The sequence below is a fragment of the Kosakonia sp. AG348 genome (genome assembly GCF_003337365.1).
Taxonomy (GTDB): domain Bacteria; phylum Pseudomonadota; class Gammaproteobacteria; order Enterobacterales; family Enterobacteriaceae; genus Kosakonia.
In genome coordinates this window covers 414,398-434,253 of sequence record NZ_QPJR01000001.1, presented here as the reverse complement: position 1 = coordinate 434,253, position 19,856 = coordinate 414,398, and the positions used below count along the sequence as shown (strand labels likewise).

14 protein-coding genes are annotated in these 19,856 nt (G+C 56.6%); 5 read left to right on the top strand and 9 right to left on the bottom strand.

Translation table 11 applies throughout. The features are described from left to right. The first annotated feature begins 15 nt into the window (after nt 1-15). Entirely contained in the window at nt 16-732 is a 717-nt protein-coding gene (locus DFO56_RS02215) for a GntR family transcriptional regulator (RefSeq protein WP_017456037.1), read from the top strand. A 46-nt stretch (nt 733-778) separates the two neighbouring features. Here DFO56_RS02215 and ldtB read toward each other — a convergent pair whose 3' ends face one another. Next, the gene (ldtB, locus tag DFO56_RS02210; protein ID WP_017456038.1) at nt 779-1,699 is read right to left on the bottom strand and encodes a L,D-transpeptidase; all 921 of its coding nucleotides are present in this window, start codon (nt 1,697-1,699) and stop codon (nt 779-781) included. Between the two features lie 208 nt (nt 1,700-1,907). Between ldtB and DFO56_RS02205 the strand changes: the two genes are divergently transcribed. Beyond that, entirely contained in the window at nt 1,908-3,500 is a 1,593-nt protein-coding gene (locus DFO56_RS02205; protein WP_020457143.1) for an ABC-F family ATPase, read from the top strand. Nucleotides 3,501-3,659: 159 nt separating this feature from the next. On the opposite strand, the gene DFO56_RS02200 is transcribed toward DFO56_RS02205, so the two are convergent. Further along, nucleotides 3,660-6,026, bottom strand: coding sequence for a TIM-barrel domain-containing protein (locus DFO56_RS02200; protein ID WP_045506468.1), 2,367 nt, complete (start codon nt 6,024-6,026; stop codon nt 3,660-3,662). Nucleotides 6,027-6,041: 15 nt separating this feature from the next. Further along, nucleotides 6,042-7,343 (bottom strand): MFS transporter, encoded by a 1,302-nt coding sequence (locus DFO56_RS02195; protein ID WP_020457145.1) that lies wholly within the window; start codon nt 7,341-7,343, stop codon nt 6,042-6,044. 298 nt (nt 7,344-7,641) lie between these two features. Between DFO56_RS02195 and DFO56_RS02190 the strand changes: the two genes are divergently transcribed. Continuing rightward, on the top strand, nt 7,642-8,715 hold the full coding sequence (locus tag DFO56_RS02190; RefSeq protein WP_020457146.1) for a LacI family DNA-binding transcriptional regulator: 1,074 nt from the start codon (nt 7,642-7,644) through the stop codon (nt 8,713-8,715). Here DFO56_RS02190 and DFO56_RS02185 read toward each other — a convergent pair. The 6 genes from DFO56_RS02185 to moeA form a co-directional block, all read right to left on the bottom strand. Beyond that, on the bottom strand, nt 8,712-9,971 hold the full coding sequence (locus tag DFO56_RS02185; protein WP_045506470.1) for a DUF1479 domain-containing protein: 1,260 nt from the start codon (nt 9,969-9,971) through the stop codon (nt 8,712-8,714). The two genes, DFO56_RS02190 and DFO56_RS02185, sit on opposite strands and share 4 nt — an antisense overlap. 153 nt (nt 9,972-10,124) lie before the next feature. Further along, entirely contained in the window at nt 10,125-10,940 is an 816-nt protein-coding gene (locus DFO56_RS02180) for a Cof-type HAD-IIB family hydrolase (protein WP_045506473.1), read from the bottom strand. A 456-nt stretch (nt 10,941-11,396) separates the two neighbouring features. Beyond that, nucleotides 11,397-13,829, bottom strand: a complete 2,433-nt coding sequence (locus tag DFO56_RS02170) for a formate C-acetyltransferase/glycerol dehydratase family glycyl radical enzyme (RefSeq protein WP_045506476.1) — start codon at nt 13,827-13,829, stop codon at nt 11,397-11,399. Nucleotides 13,830-13,833: 4 nt separating this feature from the next. Beyond that, a complete protein-coding gene (locus tag DFO56_RS02165; RefSeq protein WP_045506479.1) occupies nt 13,834-14,733 on the bottom strand; it encodes a glycyl-radical enzyme activating protein in 900 nt (299 codons plus the stop codon). 122 nt (nt 14,734-14,855) lie between these two features. Next, nucleotides 14,856-15,608: a molybdopterin-synthase adenylyltransferase MoeB gene (moeB, locus tag DFO56_RS02160; protein WP_045506482.1), complete on the bottom strand. Its 753-nt coding sequence runs from the start codon at nt 15,606-15,608 to the stop codon at nt 14,856-14,858. Between the two features lie 2 nt (nt 15,609-15,610). After that, nucleotides 15,611-16,843 carry a molybdopterin molybdotransferase MoeA gene (moeA, locus tag DFO56_RS02155; RefSeq protein WP_045506485.1) on the bottom strand — a complete coding sequence of 411 codons (1,233 nt, stop codon included), beginning with the start codon at nt 16,841-16,843 and terminating at the stop codon, nt 15,611-15,613. A 163-nt stretch (nt 16,844-17,006) separates the two neighbouring features. Between moeA and iaaA the strand changes: the two genes are divergently transcribed. Both iaaA and gsiA read left to right on the top strand, forming a co-directional pair. Further along, nucleotides 17,007-17,948, top strand: coding sequence for a beta-aspartyl-peptidase (gene iaaA, locus DFO56_RS02150; protein WP_020457153.1), 942 nt, complete (start codon nt 17,007-17,009; stop codon nt 17,946-17,948). A 19-nt stretch (nt 17,949-17,967) separates the two neighbouring features. After that, nucleotides 17,968-19,827 carry a glutathione ABC transporter ATP-binding protein GsiA gene (gsiA, locus tag DFO56_RS02145; protein ID WP_170956354.1) on the top strand — a complete coding sequence of 620 codons (1,860 nt, stop codon included), beginning with the start codon at nt 17,968-17,970 and terminating at the stop codon, nt 19,825-19,827. Nucleotides 19,828-19,856: the final 29 nt, after the last annotated feature.

Below are 19,856 nucleotides of genomic sequence, written 5' to 3'. Positions count from 1 at the left end.
AAACGAAGGAAGGCTATGGCGGCAAAATACATCACTATCGCGCGGGAAATTAAGCGGCGCATTCTCAGCCAGCAGTACGCCGCCAGCGCGCCATTGCCGGATCAGTTCGCGCTGGCGGCGGAGTTTGCCACCAGCCGGATGACCATTCAGCAGGCGATGCGCCAGCTGATTGTTGAAGGGCTGGTTTATACCCGTCAGGGCCAGGGCACGTTTATCCGTAAGAATTTCCTGCAACTGTCGCGCTGGGATCTACCCGGTAGCGACTATTTTGGCGCGACCAAAACCTGGGAAAACGTCGGCGAAGTGACCAGTAAAATCATCCGCTTCGAGTTGCGTTTCCCCACGGAAAAGGAGCAGGCCTCGCTGCTGGTGGGGCCGGATGACCCGGTGTATGACTTCATTCGCCTGCGGTTGCTGGAAGGTGAACCGATGTCGCTGGAGTTTACGCTGATGCCGGTAAACCTGGTGCCGGGGTTAAACCGCGGTCATCTGGAAAGCTCCGTGTTTCGCTATGTGCAGGACGATCTGGCGCTGAAGATTATGGGTTCATACCGCATTGTGCGCGCCTTAAAACCCTGGGCGGAAGATAAACAGTATCTGAATTGCGAAGAGACCGATCCGGTGCTGGAAGTGGAGCAGGTGATTTATCTGGAGGATGGCACGCCGCTGGAATATGCCCATTGTCATTACCGTTACGATCACGGTGGCATTATTGTGGTGAATCACGGGTAAAAAAAAGCGGAGCCATTGCTCCGCTTTTTTATGCTATCAACCGTAATCAGTTCAGACGAACCGGCATACCGGAACGGTTCTGAATTGCCTGATCAACCACGTTTGAATCAACATCAGACTGGTTGGTCACGGCCTGCACCGCTTTGGTCAGCGCAATCGGCACAATCTCACCACCGGTGAACTGCGCTTCGGTGGTGGACAGCGGGTTGTGAACTTCGATGTAGCGGCTGCCATCCGGCTCGGTGGTCGCTTTTACCGGCTCATCAATAAACTGTACGCGCGTACCGACCGGCACGTTTTCGAACAGGAATTTGATGTCGTCGTTGCGCAGACGCACACAGCCGTGGCTCACGCGCAGGCCGATACCGAAGTTAGCGTTGGTGCCGTGAATGGCGTACAGGCGGCCGATATAGAGCGCGTACAGACCCATCGGGTTATCCGGGCCAGCCGGTACAACCGGCGGCAGCGGTTGACCCATCGCTGCATATTCCGCGTGCATTTTCGCCGTCGGCGTCCAGGTCGGACCGGCTTTTTTACGTTCTACTTTGGTGGTCCAGGCAATCGGGGTGTCTTTACCCAACTGGCCGATACCGATTGGCAGCACGATCACCGTGTTGGTGCCTTTCGGATAGTAGTAGAGGCGCATTTCCGCACTGTTGATCACGATCCCTTCGTGAACCGTATCCGGCAGGATCAGCTGCTGTGGAACATTCATCACAGTGCCGCCTTTCGGCAGGTAGGCATCAATGCCTGGGTTTGCTTCCAGCATGTTGGACAGACCCATTTGATATTCAGCCGCAAAATATTCCAGCGGCTGGTTATTGCCTTCCGGAATAGTGACGACCTGGTTCTGACCGATCAAACGACTGCCATCAGTCGGCAGCGGATATGTAACAGCAGACGCGCTTTTGCAAAATCCCACGACAGCAAACGCCGCCGCTAAAAGGGTTGTTAATTTCATGTTCATCTTATGCAAGACTTATTGCCACACTGGCCGTTGGGTTGAGAATGCAGGAAGCGCATTATATGTGCATTCCACCGTCCAGGGAATTCAGATGTGTACGAAATCACACTTTTTTCCCTTTGCTTGCAGTTTAGTGGCCTGACGCCAGGCAGGAATCTAATTCGGAATTGTGGCATAATAGGGTGTTTGTCACATATTTCAGGATACCTCTGTGTTAGTCACCAGCAACGTCACCATGCAATTCGGCAGCAAGCCGCTGTTCGAAAATATCTCCGTCAAATTTGGCGGCGGCAACCGTTACGGCCTGATCGGGGCTAACGGGAGTGGTAAATCCACCTTTATGAAAATCCTCGGCGGCGATTTAGAGCCGACGCTGGGTAACGTCTCTCTCGATCCGAATGAGCGCATCGGTAAGCTGCGCCAGGATCAGTTTGCCTTTGAAGAGTTCAGCGTGCTCGACACGGTGATCATGGGCCATGCGGAATTGTGGGAAGTGAAACAGGAACGCGACCGTATTTATGGCCTCGCGGAAATGAGCGAAGAGGACGGCTACAAAGTGGCCGACCTCGAAGTGCAGTACGGCGAAATGGACGGCTACTCGGCGGAAGCGCGTGCGGGCGAACTGCTGCTCGGCGTCGGTATTCCGGTTGAGCAGCATTACGGTCCGATGAGCGAAATCGCTCCCGGCTGGAAACTGCGTGTGTTACTGGCGCAGGCGCTGTTTGCCAACCCGGACATTCTGCTGCTCGATGAACCGACCAACAACCTGGACATCGACACCATTCGCTGGCTGGAGCAGGTGCTGAACGAACGCGACAGCACCATGATCATCATTTCGCACGACCGCCACTTCCTTAACATGGTCTGTACGCACATGGCGGATCTCGATTACGGCGAGCTGCGTGTTTACCCCGGCAACTACGACGAATACATGACGGCGGCAACGCAGGCGCGTGAACGTCTGCTGGCGGATAACGCCAAGAAAAAAGCGCAGATCGCCGATCTGCAATCGTTCGTCAGCCGCTTTAGCGCGAACGCCTCTAAATCTCGCCAGGCGACGTCCCGCGCACGTCAGATCGACAAAATCAAACTGGAAGAGGTTAAGGCCTCCAGTCGTCAGAACCCGTTTATCCGCTTCGAACAGGACAAGAAATTGTTCCGTAACGCGCTGGAAGTGGAAGCGCTTAGCAAAGGTTTTGATGAAGGCCCGCTGTTTAAGAACTTCAATCTGCTGCTGGAAGTGGGTGAGAAAATCGCCATTCTGGGTGCGAACGGCGTGGGTAAATCCACCATGCTGAAAACGCTGGTGGGCGAGCTTGAGCCCGATAACGGCACCGTTAAGTGGTCTGAAAACGCGCAAATCGGTTACTACGCGCAGGATCACGCCGAAGACTTTGATAACGATCTGACCGTTTTCGACTGGATGAGCCAGTGGAAACAGGAAGGCGATGACGAACAAGCGGTGCGCAGCATCCTCGGTCGTCTGCTGTTCAGCCAGGACGATATCAAGAAACCGGCGAAAGTGCTCTCCGGGGGGGAAAAAGGTCGCATGCTGTTCGGCAAGCTGATGATGCAAAAACCGAACATCCTCGTTATGGACGAACCGACTAACCACCTGGATATGGAATCCATCGAATCGCTGAACATGGCGCTGGAGATGTATCAGGGCACATTGATCTTCGTTTCCCACGACCGTGAGTTTGTTAGTTCGCTGGCAACCCGCGTGATTGAGATTACGCCGCAGCGCGTGGTGGATTTCTCCGGGAATTATGAGGATTATTTGCGCAGTAAAGGTATCGAATAAATTTACCGTCGTCTTTCACGCGACAGGTGTGTTGGCTGCACCTTCACCCCCCGGTCACTGACTTGTGTAAGTCCCCGGAGATACGCAGATTTGCTGTGAAATACTCAGGTAAATAAGTGAAGCAAACCCGGTAAGCACATGGCTTCCGGGCTTTTCACATTAAGCAAACGTCCACTCGCTGGCCGCAACGCCATTAATTAACAACTGGCGGTTTTCACCCGCAGGTAGCGTCACTTTTAGCGCCTGCCAGGCCGGGCGATAGTCGCCGCGCGTATGTACCTGCAAATCAATGGTGCTGCCCGAGCAAACCATTTCCCACTCCAGCCACAGCGCGTTGCCCTCTTTATAGCCCCAGGACTCACCATCATCCTCAAACAGCAGGCCGCGTGAACGCCCGGGCCCCTTCACCGGGAACAGGTGTAGCTCACGCGTGGTATCCGCTTTGGCATCAACATGCCTGATGCGATCGCTAAGCGGCAGACCGGCACCGGCACGCACCAGCAGCGGCAGCGTTTCCAGCGGCGCATCCAGCGTCACCCACTGGCCAGGCGCATACCAGCAACCGGTGTAAAAATCGTACCAGCCGCTATTGTTGGCTGGCAGCCAGACGACGCGCTCGCGCTGGCCGGGTTCGACGACGCTTGCCACCAGAAGATCGCGGCCAAGCAGGAAGTCGTCGCACTCTTCGAACGTCTGCTCGTCATGTTCGTGATCGAGGAACGTCGGGCGCAGCATCGGTTCATCGTCAGCATGTGCCTGCCACAGCAGCGTGTAGAGATAAGGTAGCAGGCGGTAGCGCAGCTCAATTGCGCTGCGGATCGACGGTGTGATCGCCGGATACATCCACGGCTCATTCACCGTGTGATCGTCGTTCCATGAATGAATGGTGAAACGCGGGTGCATCACCCCGTTTTGCACCCAACGCACAAACAGCTCCGCATCCGGTTTATCGCCGGAAAAACCGCCGACATCGTGGCCCACGTTATACAAACCGGACATACTCATGCCCACGCCCATGCGGATGTTGTAGCGCAACGTGTCCCAGTTGGTACGGTTATCACCGCTCCAGGTTTGCACATAACGCTGCATCCCGGCGCAGCCGGAACGGGAGATCAGGTACGGGCGCTTTTGCGGAGCAAACCGCTGCTGCGCTTCCATCGACGCTCGCATCATAAGCAGCGGCATCACCGGGCGAATATGTTTGATGGCAATTTGCTGGCCAAAACCGTGGCAGCGCGCTTCGCCGTCCCACACTTCAAACTCGTTGTTATCGTTCCAGGTCGAATCGATGCCCATCTCCAGCAGTTGCGTGGTGACGCCTTCCTGCCACCAGGTGACAGTCTGCGGGTTGGTAAAGTCGAGGTGTGAGCCTTCGTCATCCCAGAAACTGGAACGTTCCGGCGCATCGGTTTCGGAATCGCGAATAAACAGACCGCGCTCCGCCACTTCGCTATACCGCGGGTGATCCTGCAACAGACAGGGTTTGATATTCGCCGCCAGTTTCAGTCCCGCATCGTGGAACGCCTGGCTCATCACCTTCGGCTGCGGCACTTTGTCGTAGTTCCAGTTAAAGACATAGCGCTTGCCGTTAATCGAGGTGTAGCCGGATGAGAGCTGGAACGAATCGCACGGAATCGCGTGTTCTTCGCACAGACGAATAAAATTCATCAGCTGGTTTTGCGCATCCGGCGCATCGGTGTAATGCATGGTTGAGCCACTATAACCGAGGCTCCATTTCGGGCCGAACAGCGTTTTCCCGGTGAGGCGCACAAACGCTTTGGTAACATCCAGCGCACGCGCGCCGGTAAAAATGTAGTAATCAATATCGCCCGCTTCCGCCTGCCAGCGGCGATAGGCGGTGTGATAGTTATCGATCTCGTTACCCAGATCCAGCCAGCAACTGCTGAGGTTGTCATAAAACAGCCCGTAGCTGATATCGTCGCGGCGGGTGAGGGTAAACGGAATATGCTTGTACAGCGGGTCGGTGCTGGCAGCGTTATAGCCCATCGCATCAAGGTTGCGCATCTCATAGCGTTGACCATTGCGTTGCAGATTACCTGTCTTCTCGCCGAGGCCGTAGAAACGCTCCTCTTTTTTACGGCTGAGATAGTGCGCCACGCCGTCGCCATGGGCGTTAACCAGATACGCGCTGGTCGGACGATCGCTCGCCAGCCATTGCCACTCACCCGCGTCGTTACGGTAGTGCCACTCCAGCCACAGCGGCTGGTGCACTGTGACGCGCAGTTTTGTGCTCTCAATGGTTAATGTCTCGTGCTGTTGCGCCAGCGACCAGTGCGGCAGGCTAAAACCCGACAGATCGTCGCGCGAGCGGCCTTCCCACGGCACATCATCTTTCGGCGCAATGCTCCAGGTTCTGTCCAGCGCCAGCTCGCCTTTACGCTTGAGCAGCACACGGAACAGGTTCTCTTCCAGCACATACAGGCACAGGGTGTGTTGCCCGTCTACCAGCAGCTCAACATGGTGAGCGGCCTGGTTTTGTAACGTCCAGTTCTTCAGGGTTTTCATATCAGACATCCACAATCAGGCGCGTTTTGCGCGTCGTTCAGCAATAAATGCCACCAGGAAACAAGCGCCAATCAGGTCAAAGAAACCCATGGCAATAAACAGCGGGTTGAAACCAATTTTGTCGGCGGTGACGCCAATCAGCAGTGAGAAGAGGAAGCTGGCGATCCACGCCGCCGAGCCGCGCATGCCATTTACTGTTGCCATCTGGCCTTTATCGAAGGATTCCACCACCAGCGCGCTCAACATGCAGGAGATGATCTGATGGCCAAAACCGCCAATCGAAATCAGCACAATGGTGATGTATGGATCGCGGGTAATCGCGACAATGGCGAGCGAAATCATCAAAAATGCGCCGGTCACCGAGCTGGCAACCACCGAGTTCACGCGGGAGCAGCCAAACCAGCGGGTATAGAGTTTGGTCAGGTAACCGCTGGCGACGCTGCCGAGATCGGCGGCGAGGAACGGCAGCCAGGCGAACATGGCGATCTGTTTCAGATCCATACCGTGTTCTTTCGCCAGATAGAGCGGCACCCAGAAGCTCAGCACCGCCCAGGCCGGTTCTGCCATAAACGCCGGGATGGCGATACCGTAAAAGCGTTTGTTTTTCGAGACAGTTTTCAGAGCGGTAAAGAAGGGCAGTTTGACCGCGGGTGGTTCATTATCCTGCTGAATAAAGGTCAGCTCGTCTTTACTGAGGTTCGGGTGTTTGTCCGGGTTATGGTAAAACGCCCACCACAAAATCACCCACAGCAGCGCCAGCACACCGGTAAACATAAACGCGCCCTGCCAGCCAAATGAGGCGTGAGCGAAGTAGATAATCGGCGGAGCCAGCATGGCACCAATCGAGAAGCCAACGCCCGCCCAACCGGCAGCCACCGGGCGTTCTGATTTCGGGAACCATTCGCCGATAGTTTTGGCGTTCGCCGGTGTAGCCGCCGCTTCCGATGCGCCCATGGTGAAACGCAAAATCGCCAGATGTACCCAACTGCCTGCGCCAGCGTGGAAAATACAGGCCAGCGCCCAGATGATGGCGCACACCATAAAGCCAACTTTCAGGCCAATCACGTCAATCAGCCAGCCACACAGCGGCTGGAAAATGGTGTAAGCCAGCTGAAACGCGCCGACAATCCATGAGTATTGTTCGGTGGTGATGCCGAGGCTGGTTTTTAATTCCGGTGCCAGAATCCCCAGCGAGTTTCGGGTGATGTAGTTCACCGTGACGCCGAATAAAAACAGCACCAACATCCACCAGCGTAATTTTTTGACTATCCGGCGGCTCTTGCTGGCCGCCATTTCATTGTTGATCCCCTGGCTCATTCTTTTCTCCGCATATCTTCTTGTAGGGAAGTCGGGGCAAACTCTTGCGGAGTTGTTATACCGCACAGGTTTGCATGATGATTTATCTGCATTTTTTTGGTTATTGTTCCTACAACTAGTATGGAAGTTGTATGACACGTTTACGTTAGGCGAGAAAAATCGGCAGCTAAAGTGGATTTTGTGCAAGGATTCTCATCAATCAGCGACGACATGCGGCAAACTTGTATTGACGCCATGAATATCAGGCTTTTCGATTCATGAAAATTTTCCCATTTCGGAAACGGAGCAAGATCACAGAATGGATAAAAAGCTCAAAATCACCGAAATTGCCCTGCGTACGAATCTGTCGACCAGCACGGTTTCCCGCGTGCTGGCAGGTAAAGCCAATACCAGTGAAAAAGCGCGCACAGCAGTGCTGGCCTGCGCGCGTGAGCTGGGGGTGATGGAGGGGATTGCCGCCGGGCGGCTGTTGCTGAATAACCTGATTGTTTTCGCACCGCAGCGGGCCTTTGATGAGCGTTCCGATATCTTCTACTACCGGGTGATCCAGAGCATTAACAAAGCGTTGTCACCCCATGAAGTGCGGCTGCGCTACTGCGCGCTGGAAGAGCTGGACAGCGACGCCAATGAATTTCTCGCGCGCATGAACGCAGCGGAAACCCAGGCGGCGATCCTGCTGGGCATTGATGATCCCCATATTCATGACCTGGCGGCGGATATGGGTAAACCCTGCGTGTTAATCAACTGCCGTGACGGGCGTATGCGTTTGCCTTCCATCGCGCCGGATCACCGCACGATCGGCGAGTTTGCTGCAAATTATCTGTTTGATATGGGCCACCGCGAGGTGGTGAATGTGATGTGCCTGCGTCGCTACACGATGGATCTGCGCCTGGCGGGCATCAAAGAGGCCTGGCAGCGGCGCAATCTGCGTTTCCAAAGTAAGCGGGATCTGATCACCGTTCCCAGTTTTAGTGCCAAAGAAGCGGGGATGCGGGTAGGGGAGTGGCTTGATGATCCGGCGCATAAATCACCGCCTACCGCCTTTCTCGTCGGGGGCGATTTTATGGCGGAAGGCACGGTTCATGCGCTCCAGCAGCGTGGGCTGCGCGTGCCGCAGGATGTCTCGGTGATGAGCATTGACGCCTTTAATCTGGCGGCGATTCAGGATGTGCCGCTCACCGCGGTGCATGTCCCGCGTGATGAACTTGGCGTGGAGGCGGTACACCTGCTGCAACAGCGGTTGATCCGCCCGCAGGCCACCACCGGTTCGCTGTTACTCAACGGTACGCTTGCGGTGCGCGAATCGGTACGGCGGATACGTCCCGGGCAACAACGTACCGCCGTGGAGCGTGAAGGGTTGTATGACGTCTAAACGTCCATACCCAGCGCGCGCTTACCATGAATATTCAGGTCGTCCAGCGTAAAGCGGCCTGACCAGTCGCTTTCGTAGTTCTCACGCGGAAAATCGCCCGGCGAAGCACCTTGTTCCAGCGCGACCTTCACTTTGCGCGCATACGCGAGATTTTTCGCGCACAGCGGCGCGGCGGGAATGTACATCACATTGCCCCAGCCTTGCTGGTTTTCCACCGGCGCAACCGAGTGGATCACATCGCAGTGCCACCATACGGAATCCCCGGCTTCCAGCGCCGGAATGCTGCTCAGGGCTTCCATCAGCAGCGGATGCCACTTCTCCGAGACCGGTAATACACGCCCTGGCGCCACGCCGCACAGCTCATCTTCCGGAACATCATCCAGCAGCGGGCGCAGCAGAATATATGCCATCGCTTCCGGGATCGGCACCACGTGCAGCAACCCTTGTCCGGGGATCATGTCCGACAACGCTGTCCAGCCCTGGAAGGTGCGGAACACCGAACATTTGGTGGTGTTATCCACCGTGTACTCTTCCACCTCGGTGCGGTGCGCCGCATTCCAAGGGTCATATTCCTCAAATTTGCCGCTAAACACGCTGGCAAACACACGCTGGTAAGCGGGGAGCAGCCAGCGCTCCAGCGCACCGGAATCCGTATGCGCGCCGAGGCCTTTCGAGGTGGTTCCCGGCGGACGGCGGCGAATGCGATCCGGGTAGATGACGCTCACATCCGGATCAAACCATTGCTGGCCTTCACTTTCGAAGCGCCACAGGCGGTTGAGGAAGGATTGCACGGCGGCCATTTCCTCGCTCTGGCGCGCCTGCATCTGCGCCTGCGACCAGTAAATAGGGTAGATTTCCGGGCGCGAGGCCTCCAGCGTGCCAAAGAAGCTGTCACCAGGCCCTTTGTACACCTCATCAAAATGGTTCTGGTCGAGGTAATCCAGCATTGAGCGATCCCAGCCCAGCGCCTGCTCACGCGGGAAATGCCTCTTAATGACCGCACAACCGCGTTGCTTGATAAGCGCCCGCTGCGCCTCGCTAACCTTGCCTTGCGCAATGTCGCTGTAGGCAATTTGTGGCCACACGGATTTGCCTTGTGCTTTAAGGGCATTGATATCCGCTACGCGGGCGGCAATCTGTTCGCTCAGGCGGTTAAACACCTGCTGTACATCGCCGATCTGCGCGCGCAATTCCTGTTTCATCTGACGAATCGATGCTTTGTGATCGGTGGGCAGTGTTTCACTGGTAAAAGCCATGTTGAACCCCTCATTCTTTCATTCGAAAGTTATTTAACTTACAAGTGATAAAATAAGTTAAAAAGAAGTTAATGCAAGTTTAAAAACTTGATGCGGAGCACAAAGCGGAAAATTAGCCACAGGAAGGGCCGGAGCGGGCGCTCCGGCAGAGGTTCAGCGATTGAATGGCGCGGTGTTATCAAGCACGGCCTGAATCACATTCAGGGCGCCGTGGTGGTTATTGTCATCGGTCTGATGACGGGCAATGGCTTTAATGGCGTCGCTGGCGTTGCCCATGGCGAACGAGAAATCGGTCATACGCAGCATTTCCGCGTCGTTACCGCTGTCGCCAATGGTGACGCACTGTTGCGGTGAGATGCCCCAGCGTTTAAGCAGGCGCGTAATGCCGTTGGCTTTATGCAGACCAGGGATTATCAAATCGACAAAACCAAAGCCGCTGGTGACCGGCTTCATGATGCCGTCAAGCGAGACATGCAGAGCGTCGATCAATTGCGGGATGTCGCTGTCCGGCAAGTTCAACGAAAACTTGAACAGGGTATCGTCAATGTGCTGAAAATCGCGTACCGGCTTTAAGCGGTAATAGTGTTTCGACATCAGATCGACGAACTCTGCCGGAGCGTTTTCGCTTACGTACGCGCTTTCCAGTCCGCAGGCAACAAAGTTGAGGCTGCTGTCTTTTAACAGTTCGCCAATCACCACCTGCGCTTCGTGGCGGGTCAGCTCACCGTGGAACAACTGTTGACCGTGCTCATACACCAGCGCGCCGTTTTCCGCGACGAACGAAATGGTCTCTTTCAGCTCCGGGAAGAAGGAGATCAGCTGGTAATACTGATTGCCGCTGGCGACAATAAACTCAATATTCCGCTGACGAAGCTGCTCGAATTGCGCCATAAATCGTGTGCGATCGTACTGCTTGGCGTCATCAAGGAAGGTTCCGTCCATATCGGTAACGATAACTTTGACGGTCATACATAGAACTCCTGAATGTAACTGCGACGAGAAACATTCTAGAGATAATGTGAGGGGAAGCACAAATTTTATTTCATTCGAAAGTAAACCTGTCGTCTTTTCTCAGGGTAGATGTTTACCCGCCGTCTTTCGAAGCGCAGGTGCGTTGTCTGCGGCGGTTCGGCCGGCCACCTACAGATGTAAGCTCGTTTACCCGTCGTCTTTCGAAGCGCAGGGGCGTTGGCTGCGGCGGTGCGGCCGGACACTGACTGCTGTAAGTTCGTTTAACCGTCGTCTTTCGAACTGCAGGTGTGTTGGCTGCGGCGGCGCGCCCCGGTCACTTACTTGTGTAAGCTCCCGGGGACTTACCGCCTTGCCGCCTTCCTGCAATCCGAAATCCATAGGTTAAACATCAGATAGTAACGGACAAAAGGCGGCTGTTAGTTAATAACGAATAACGGTCATCCGGTCGCCACCTTATAAGGTATGTTCAGTACGGGCGATAATGTCGTCCTGCGCATCTGGCGACAGGGCGGTAAAGAACGCCGAATAACCGGCGACGCGCACCACCAAATCGCGATACTGATCCGGGTGTTTCTTCGCCTCCAGCAGCGTTTCGCGCGACACGATGTTGTACTGAATATGCCAGCCTTTATGCACCTCAAAGAAGGTGCGCAGCAGCACCATCAGCTTTTGCTTATCGCTCTCGTTTTCCAGCGTCGACGGATTCAGTTTCTGGTTCAGCAACACCCCGCCGAGAATCGCCTCCACCGGCAATTTACCCACCGAGCTTATCACCGCCGTCGGCCCCAGATGATCGGTGCCGGACGCCGGGCTTGCGCCCTCCGCCAGCGGCGTATGCGCTTTGCGGCCATCCGGTGTCGCCATCGTCGCTGCGCCAAACGGCACGTTAGCGGAAATGGACGAAGTTCCGGCGTAATAATTGCCACCGATCGGGCCGCGACCGTAACGCGGGTTGTGATACTGCTTCAGCTCATCGATATAGGTTTGATAAGCACGTACCAGCAGCGTATCCACGCTGTCATCATCGTTGCCGTATTTCGGCGCGCTGTTGACCAGCCGCTGGCGCAACTGTTCGTGCGTCAGGCCGTCAAAATCTTCTGCCAGTGCCTGCGCCAGTTGTTGTTGCCCGATAACACCCTGGTCAAAGACCAGCTTTTTCACCGCCGCGAGGCTGTTACCCAGATTGGCAATCCCCACCTGTAAACCGGACACCCAGTCATATTTCGCGCCACCTTGTTTAATGCTTTTCGCCCGTTCGATGCAGTCATCGACCAGCGCGGAGCAGAGAATATCCGGCACGTTCTCTTCCAGCATGGTGTCGACCACATACTCAATCTCAATGGATTTACGGGTGTAATAACGGATCTGCCGATCCCACGCCTGCATCACCTCCTCGAAGCCGTGGAAATTACCCGCCGACAGCGCCTGGATCTGCGGCAGAAAGATTTTGCCGCTGGTGGCGTCGCGTCCGCCTTCCAGTGCCGCCAGCATCACGCGGGCGAAGTTGATAAAGCTCATGCCGGTGCAGCGGTAGCCCCATTTGCCGCCAACGGCGGTTTCAATGCAGCCAATGGCCGCATAGTCGTAGGCGTCGGCGGTCTCAACGCCGAGTTTGATAAATTCTGGGATGACAATTTCATCGTTATTGAACGCGGGCATGCCAAAGCCGCAGCGAATAACCTGCACGCAGGCGTCGAGGAAGTCGTTGCTCATGCCAGCGTGGTAACGCACGCTCAGGTTCGGCTGAGTGGAACGCAGGCGTCCGCAGGATTCCAGAATCGCGTAAGAGAGCGGGTTAACCGCGTCGCGCGCTTCACCGTTATGCCACTGTTGACCGCCGATGGTGACGTTCTGATAGAGCGGGCTGCCCGCCGAGGCTTTCGAATGCGAGCCGGAGCGAATTTTGTTCACTTCCAGCAGTTTCAGCCAGCAACTGTGCAGCAGCTCAATGGCCTGTTCGCGCGGCAATGACTGCTGCAATTCAACATCGCGGCGATAGTACGGATACAGATACTGATCCATGCGTCCGAAAGAGACCGAATGCCCGTTGGATTCAATCTGCAAAATCAGCTGGATAAAGTAGCAGAGCTGCAACGCCTGCCAGAAGGTGCGCGGTGGTTCGTGGGCGATAATCAGGCAGTTTTCCACTATCGCCAGCAGTTCATCGCGGCGGTTTTGCCGCGTCTCTTCCGCGGCCATCTGGCGCGCCAGCCCGGCAAAACGTTCGATATGCAGGCTGACGGCTTCCAGCACAATATCAATCGCTTTTAAGAATTGATCGCCATGCAGGTCGTCGAGCACCGTCAGGTTGATGCGCGTCCGGCGTTCATCCACTTTGTGGCGCAACCCGTCAAGACCAAGCTCCAGCAGCAGTGGGAAGTTCACCGCCAGGTGCGCGTCGCCAGAAGTCATATTGCCTTCGGCTTTGATAATGCCGGTTTCCAGCAGCGCTTTTTGTTCGTCAGTAAACATACCGTAACAGCGATCCTGCACCGTCTGACCGCGCCACCACGGGCAGATCTCATGCAGCACGCGTTTGTTCTCTTCGCTAACCGCAAAGCCAGCGCCGGGGCGGTCGGCGAGCTCATCGATCTCTTTTTCGATCCACGAAACGGTGTATTCGGGGAAGATCGGCGCAGCGCGCACTTCGCTTGCCTGGTTGCCGATAATCAGCTCGTCATGCTTGATCCAGATGGTACGCTCGGCCAGGTGATGCGCCAGCGCCAGCGCGCGGCGTACCGGCAGCGGTTTGTCCATGTTCTGCTGGTAAACCTGGGTGTAATGCCGGGCGCGCTCGGTGCAAACCGGTGGCTTCACAATATGCACCAGCGCGGTTTTATGGGCATTTATACGATCGGTCAGGGTGTTGAGTTGCAGCGTGGTCATGGTTCTATCCTCGTAATGTCGCCGTCAGCCCTTTGTGCTGGGCACAATCCTGTGCAAACGCCAGCAGTTGCGGGGCGTCGAGCGGCTTCTCTGGGGCGGTGTAGGGTTCGCCGAGCAGGTGATACTTGTTCATGCCCAGCGTGTGGTAAGGCAAAAAATGAATGTCGCTGACGTTCAGCTCATCGGCGGCGAAGGCGGTAATGGCGCTTATGGCGTCTTTATCGGCATTAAAACCGGGGATCAGCGGCACGCGAATGGTGAGCTTTTTCCCCGCCTGTGCCAGCCGTTTCAGGTTATCCAGCACACGTTTTGCCGAGCCGCCGGTCCACTGGCGAAACGTGGCATCATCGACATGTTTTAAATCGGCGAGAAACAGATCAACAAAGGGCAGGGACGGTTCGAGATAGCGCCACGGCACATGCAGGCAGGTTTCCACTGCCGTATGAATGCCGTGCTGATGGCTGCTCTGGAGCAGTTGCTGCGCCAGTTGCGGGTTCATAAACGGCTCGCCGCCGGAAAGGGTGATGCCGCCGCCGCTGCGGTCATAAAAGGGTTTATCGCGCAAAACGGTAGCCATAATATCGCCCACATCTGGCGTCTCACCGCAGACACTCAGCGCCTCGGTCGGGCAGCAACCAGTGAGCGCATCCAGCTGTCTATCATCAAGTTTTTCGCGATGAATAACCAAACCGTTTACCGCACGTTCGATCACCTTTGGCGCGGCGTGCTGGCATAAATCACACCCGGCAAGGCACAGACGGTTGTCAAATAGCAGATCCCGCGTGCGGCTGCGGCTCTCCGGGTTCTGGCACCAGCGGCAGCTTAACGAGCAGCCTTTCAGGAACACGACAGTGCGAATGCCCGGGCCGTCATGAGTGGAATAGCGCTGGATGTTGAAGATCATTTTTTATCTCCATTTATTTCATATGGAGATTAAATTACTTTCGAATGAAAGTTTCCGTGACGAGAGTTGACCTTTTATCGCGATGCCGGATGACGTTGCGCCATCCGGAAAATAAAGGGAGATTAACGCCCGCAGACTTCGCAGGCAGAATTGCGCAGCAGTTTCATTTCACGGAACTGGCAGGTCATCGCATCGTACATCACGATTTTTCCCGCCGCCGGCGTACCGTAATGCGCCAGCACTTTGATGGCTTCCATCGCCTGCAACGAACCAATCACCCCGACCAGCGGCGCCATGACACCCGCTTCGACACAGGTCAGCGCATTATCGCCGAACAAGCGGCTCAGACAGCGATAGCACGGGTCGTTTTCGCCCCAGGTAAAGACGCTGATCTGGCCTTCCATGCGAATGGCCGCACCGGAAACCAGCGGCACGCGATGCTGGAAACAGCCCGCGTTGAGCTGGTTACGAATCGCGACGTTATCGGTGCAATCCAGCACCAGGTCATGTGCGGCAATCTGTGTGAACAGCGCCGTATCATCAAGCAGGGCGTTGATGGCGGTGTAGTGCACATTGGGGTTGATGCGCAGTAACGATTCGCGCGCCGAGTCCACTTTTGCCACGCCGATATCCGCGTCGCTGTGCAGCGTCTGGCGTTGCAGGTTGGAGAGCGCCACGGTATCAAAATCGAGCAGCGTCATCTGCCCGATGCCTGCCGCGGCCAGATATTGTGCGGCGGCGCAGCCGAGGCCGCCGAGCCCGACCACCAGTACGCGAGCGGCTTTTAACCGCTCCTGGCCATCGAAATCAAAACCGCGCAAAATAATCTGCCGGTTATAGCGCATCATCTCCGCGTCGCTGAGTGCTTCAGCCATCTTTAGCCTCCGAAGAGATGGTTAAACATCTCGACATCCACCCATTCACCGGCTTCGACATTGCCACGTTCGCGCTCCAGCACCACAAAGCAGTTGCCCTGGCTAAAGGAGCTGAAAATATGTGAACCCTGGTGCCCGGTGCTGCGCACTTCCAGCGTGCCATCGTCGCCACGGCTTAACACGCCACGCTGAAAATCGAGACGCCCCGGCGACTTTTTCAGGCGCTCCGCCGCACGGGCGCGAAAACGCAGCGGCTGCGTATCGGCGGTGTTACCGGCAAGTTTCGCCAGCAGCGGTTGTACCAGCTGATAAAAGGTGAGCGTTGCGGAAACCGGGTTGCCCGGCAGGCCGCAGAACCAGCTGTTTTTGAGCTTACCGAAGGCGAACGGTTTACCCGGCTTGATCGCCAGTTTCCAGAATGCGATTTCGCCCAGTTCATCAAGAATAGTTTTGGTGTAATCGGCTTCGCCCACCGACACGCCGCCGGAGCTCAGCACCACATCGGCCTGGCTGTCGGCAGCAATAAAGGTGTCGCGCAGCTTCTGCGGGTCATCCGGCACGATGCCAAGGTTAATCACCTCATAACCGAGCTGGCTCAGCATCAGGTGAACGGATAGGCGGTTGGTATCGTAGATTTGCCCGTCAGCCAGCGGCTGGCCTGGCAGTTGCAGTTCGTCGCCGGTGGAAAACAGCGCCACGCGCACTTTGCGCAGCACACTGACATCGGCAATGCCCAGCGAGGCAATGACCGGCAGCTCGGCGGCGGTCAGTTTTGTGCCCGCCGCAAAAACGCTGGCACCTTGTCGAATATCTTCGCCCGCGCGGCGGATATTCTGATTGGCCCGCACCTCGGCGGTAAAACAAATACCGGCGTCGGTCTGTTCGGTCTGTTCCTGCATCACTACCGCATCGCACCCGGCGGGGATCGGCGCACCGGTCATAATGCGTATACAGGTGCCGGCAGGCCACTCGCCGTCGAAGGGCTGCCCGGCAAACGCTTTACCCGCCACCGGCAGGGCGTTACCACTTTGTACCTCCGCCAGCCGCACGGCGTAGCCGTCCATCGCCGAGTTATCAAAACCCGGTACGTTCAGCGGAGAGATAATATCTTGCGCCACCACGCGGCCAAAGCAGGCCACCAGCGGCAGGGTTTCGCTTTCAGTCAGCGGTGAAATGCGTGACAGCATCTGTGACAGGGCCGTATCGAGCGAGATCAGGCCGTTTGATGATTCCATAGTTAATATCCAGTCAACGCGATGAAGCGGCCATTATGGCAGAAAAGAGAAGGCCTCAACATGCCTTACGCCTACCCCATTGTAATGACATTGCTTTACATCGTTGTAACGACTTTCTATATTCAGAAATCCCTCCAGGCGCAGAGAAATTCAGGCGGCACAAATGGTTAAAGCGGTAATCGCAATACACGGCGGTGCGGGTGCTATCGGCCGTGCGCAGATGAGCCCGGAAAAAGAGCAACGTTACGTACATGTACTTTCGTCAATTATCGAAACCGGACAGCGCATGCTGGAATCGGGCGTAAGCGCGCTGGATGTGGTAACGGAAGCGGTGCGGCTGCTGGAGGAGTGTCCCTTATTTAACGCCGGTATCGGCGCGGTATTTACCCGCGATGAAACCCATGAGCTGGATGCCTGCGTGATGGACGGCAACACACTGCAAGCGGGCGCGGTGGCGGGCGTCAGCCGCTTGCGCAATCCGGTACTGGCGGCGCGTCTGGTGATGGAGCACAGCCCGCACGTTTTCATGATTGGCGAAGGGGCGGAAAAGTTTGCCTTTTCCCACGGTATGGAGGCGGTATCGCCGAGCCTGTTTTCCACCCCGGAACGCTTTGCACAATTGATGGAAGCGCGCGACGCCGGGAACACAGTGCTGGATCATGGCGGTGCGCCGCTCGATGAGAGCAAAAAATTTGGCACCGTGGGGGCGGTGGCGCTGGATAAGCAGGGCAACCTGGCGGCTGCGACATCGACCGGCGGCATGACCAATAAATTACCGGGTCGCGTGGGCGACAGCCCACTGCCCGGCGCAGGTTGCTATGCCAATAACGCCAACGTGGCGGTCTCCTGCACCGGAACCGGCGAAGTATTTATCCGCGCGCTGGCGGCTTACGACATCGCCGCGCTGATGGAGTACGGCGGTTTGAGTTTGCAGGAAGCCTGCGACGCCGTGGTGATGGAAAAACTGCCGGCGCTGGGCGGTAGCGGTGGGCTGATTGCGGTTGATCGCGAAGGTAACGTGGCGTTGCCGTTCAACAGTGAAGGGATGTATCGCGCGTGGGGTTACGCGGGCGATGCGCCAAGCGTGGGCATTTATCGTGAATAATGCGAGTAGGGTTGCGCGGATGGAAACCGACGCGAACATGGTGCTGGATGTCAGTAATCTGAACGTCGCTTTCAGCCATGACAAGCAACTCGTCCCGGCGGTTCGCCATCTCTCCTTTTCCCTTAAACGCGGCGAAACGCTGGCGATTGTCGGCGAATCCGGCTCCGGTAAATCGGTTACCGCGCTCGCGTTGCTGCGCCTGATTGAGCAGGCGGGCGGCGAAGTGAGCTGCGATCATATGCGTCTGACCCGGCGTAACCGGCAGAATGTGGAGCTTACCCGGCTGAGCGCATCGCAGATGCGCAGCGTGCGCGGCGCGGATATCGCGATGATTTTTCAGGAGCCGATGACCTCGCTCAACCCGGTGTTTCCGGTGGGCGAGCAGATCGCCGAGTCAATTCGCCTGCACCAGAAGCTGGGGCGCGAAGACGCCATGATTGAAGCGCGGCGTATGCTCGATCTGGTGCGCATCCCGGAATCGCAGTCGATTTTATCCAGCTTTCCACATCAGCTTTCCGGCGGCATGCGTCAGCGCGTGATGATTGCCATGGCGCTCTCCTGTCGCCCGGCGGTGCTGATTGCCGACGAACCGACCACCGCGCTGGATGTCACGATCCAGGCGCAGATCCTGCAACTCATCGCCGTGCTGCAAAAAGAGATGTCGATGGGGGTGATTTTCATCACGCACGATATGGGCGTGGTCGCTGATGTTGCCGACCGCGTACTGGTGATGAACCAGGGCGAAGCGGTAGAAACCGGCAGCGTTGAGCAGATTTTCAACCACCCGCAGCATCCGTATACCAAAGCGCTGCTGGCGGCGGTGCCCAAACTGGGGGCGATGCACGGCAGCACGCTGCCGCGCCGTTTTCCGCTGATCTCACCGAAAAACCCGGCGCATCAGGAAGCGGAAATTGAGCAGGATACAGTCGTGCCGGGCGAGCCGATTTTGCAGGTGCGCGATCTGGTGGCGCGCTTCCCGCTGCGCAGCGGTATTCTTAATCGCGTCACCAAAGAGGTGCACGCTGTGGAAGGGGTGAGTTTTGATCTCTGGCCTGGCGAAACGCTGTCGCTGGTGGGCGAATCCGGCAGCGGTAAATCCACCACCGGGCGCGCGCTGCTGCGGCTGGTGGAGCACCAGAGCGGTTCTATCACCTTTAACGGCGAGCGCATTGATACGCTGCCGGATAGCAAAATGAAACGCATCCGCCGCGATATTCAGTTTATTTTTCAGGATCCGTACGCCTCGCTGGACCCGCGCCAGACCGTTGGCGATTCCATTATCGAACCGCTGCGGGTGCACAATTTATTGGGTGAAGAAGAGGGGCGGCAGCGCGTGGAGTGGCTGCTGGAGCGCGTCGGCCTGAAGCCGGAACATGCCTGGCGCTACCCGCATGAGTTTTCCGGCGGGCAGCGCCAGCGCATCTGCATCGCCCGGGCGCTGGCGCTCAACCCGCGCGTGGTGGTGGCGGACGAATCTGTTTCGGCGCTGGATGTCTCGATCCGCGCGCAAATCATCAATTTACTGCTCGATTTGCAGCGTGAGATGGGCATTGCGTTTCTGTTTATCTCGCATGATATGGCGGTGGTAGAACGCATCAGCCACCGCGTCGCGGTGATGTACCTTGGGCAAATTGTTGAGATCGGCCCACGGCAGGCGGTGTTTGAAAACCCGCAGCATCCGTATACACGTAAGTTAATGTCGGCGGTGCCGGTTGCCGACCCTGCGCACCATCACGCGCAGCGTGTGTTGTTGTCTGATGACATGCCCAGCAATATCCGCAAACGCGGCGAGTCAATGCAACGCGTGCAGTTGCAGAATGTGGGGCCGGGGCATTTTGTTGCCCGCTCGACGCCCGGCAGCACGCAATCCCGTTTTTAACTGAGCACTGGCAGGGTTCTTCAGGAGAG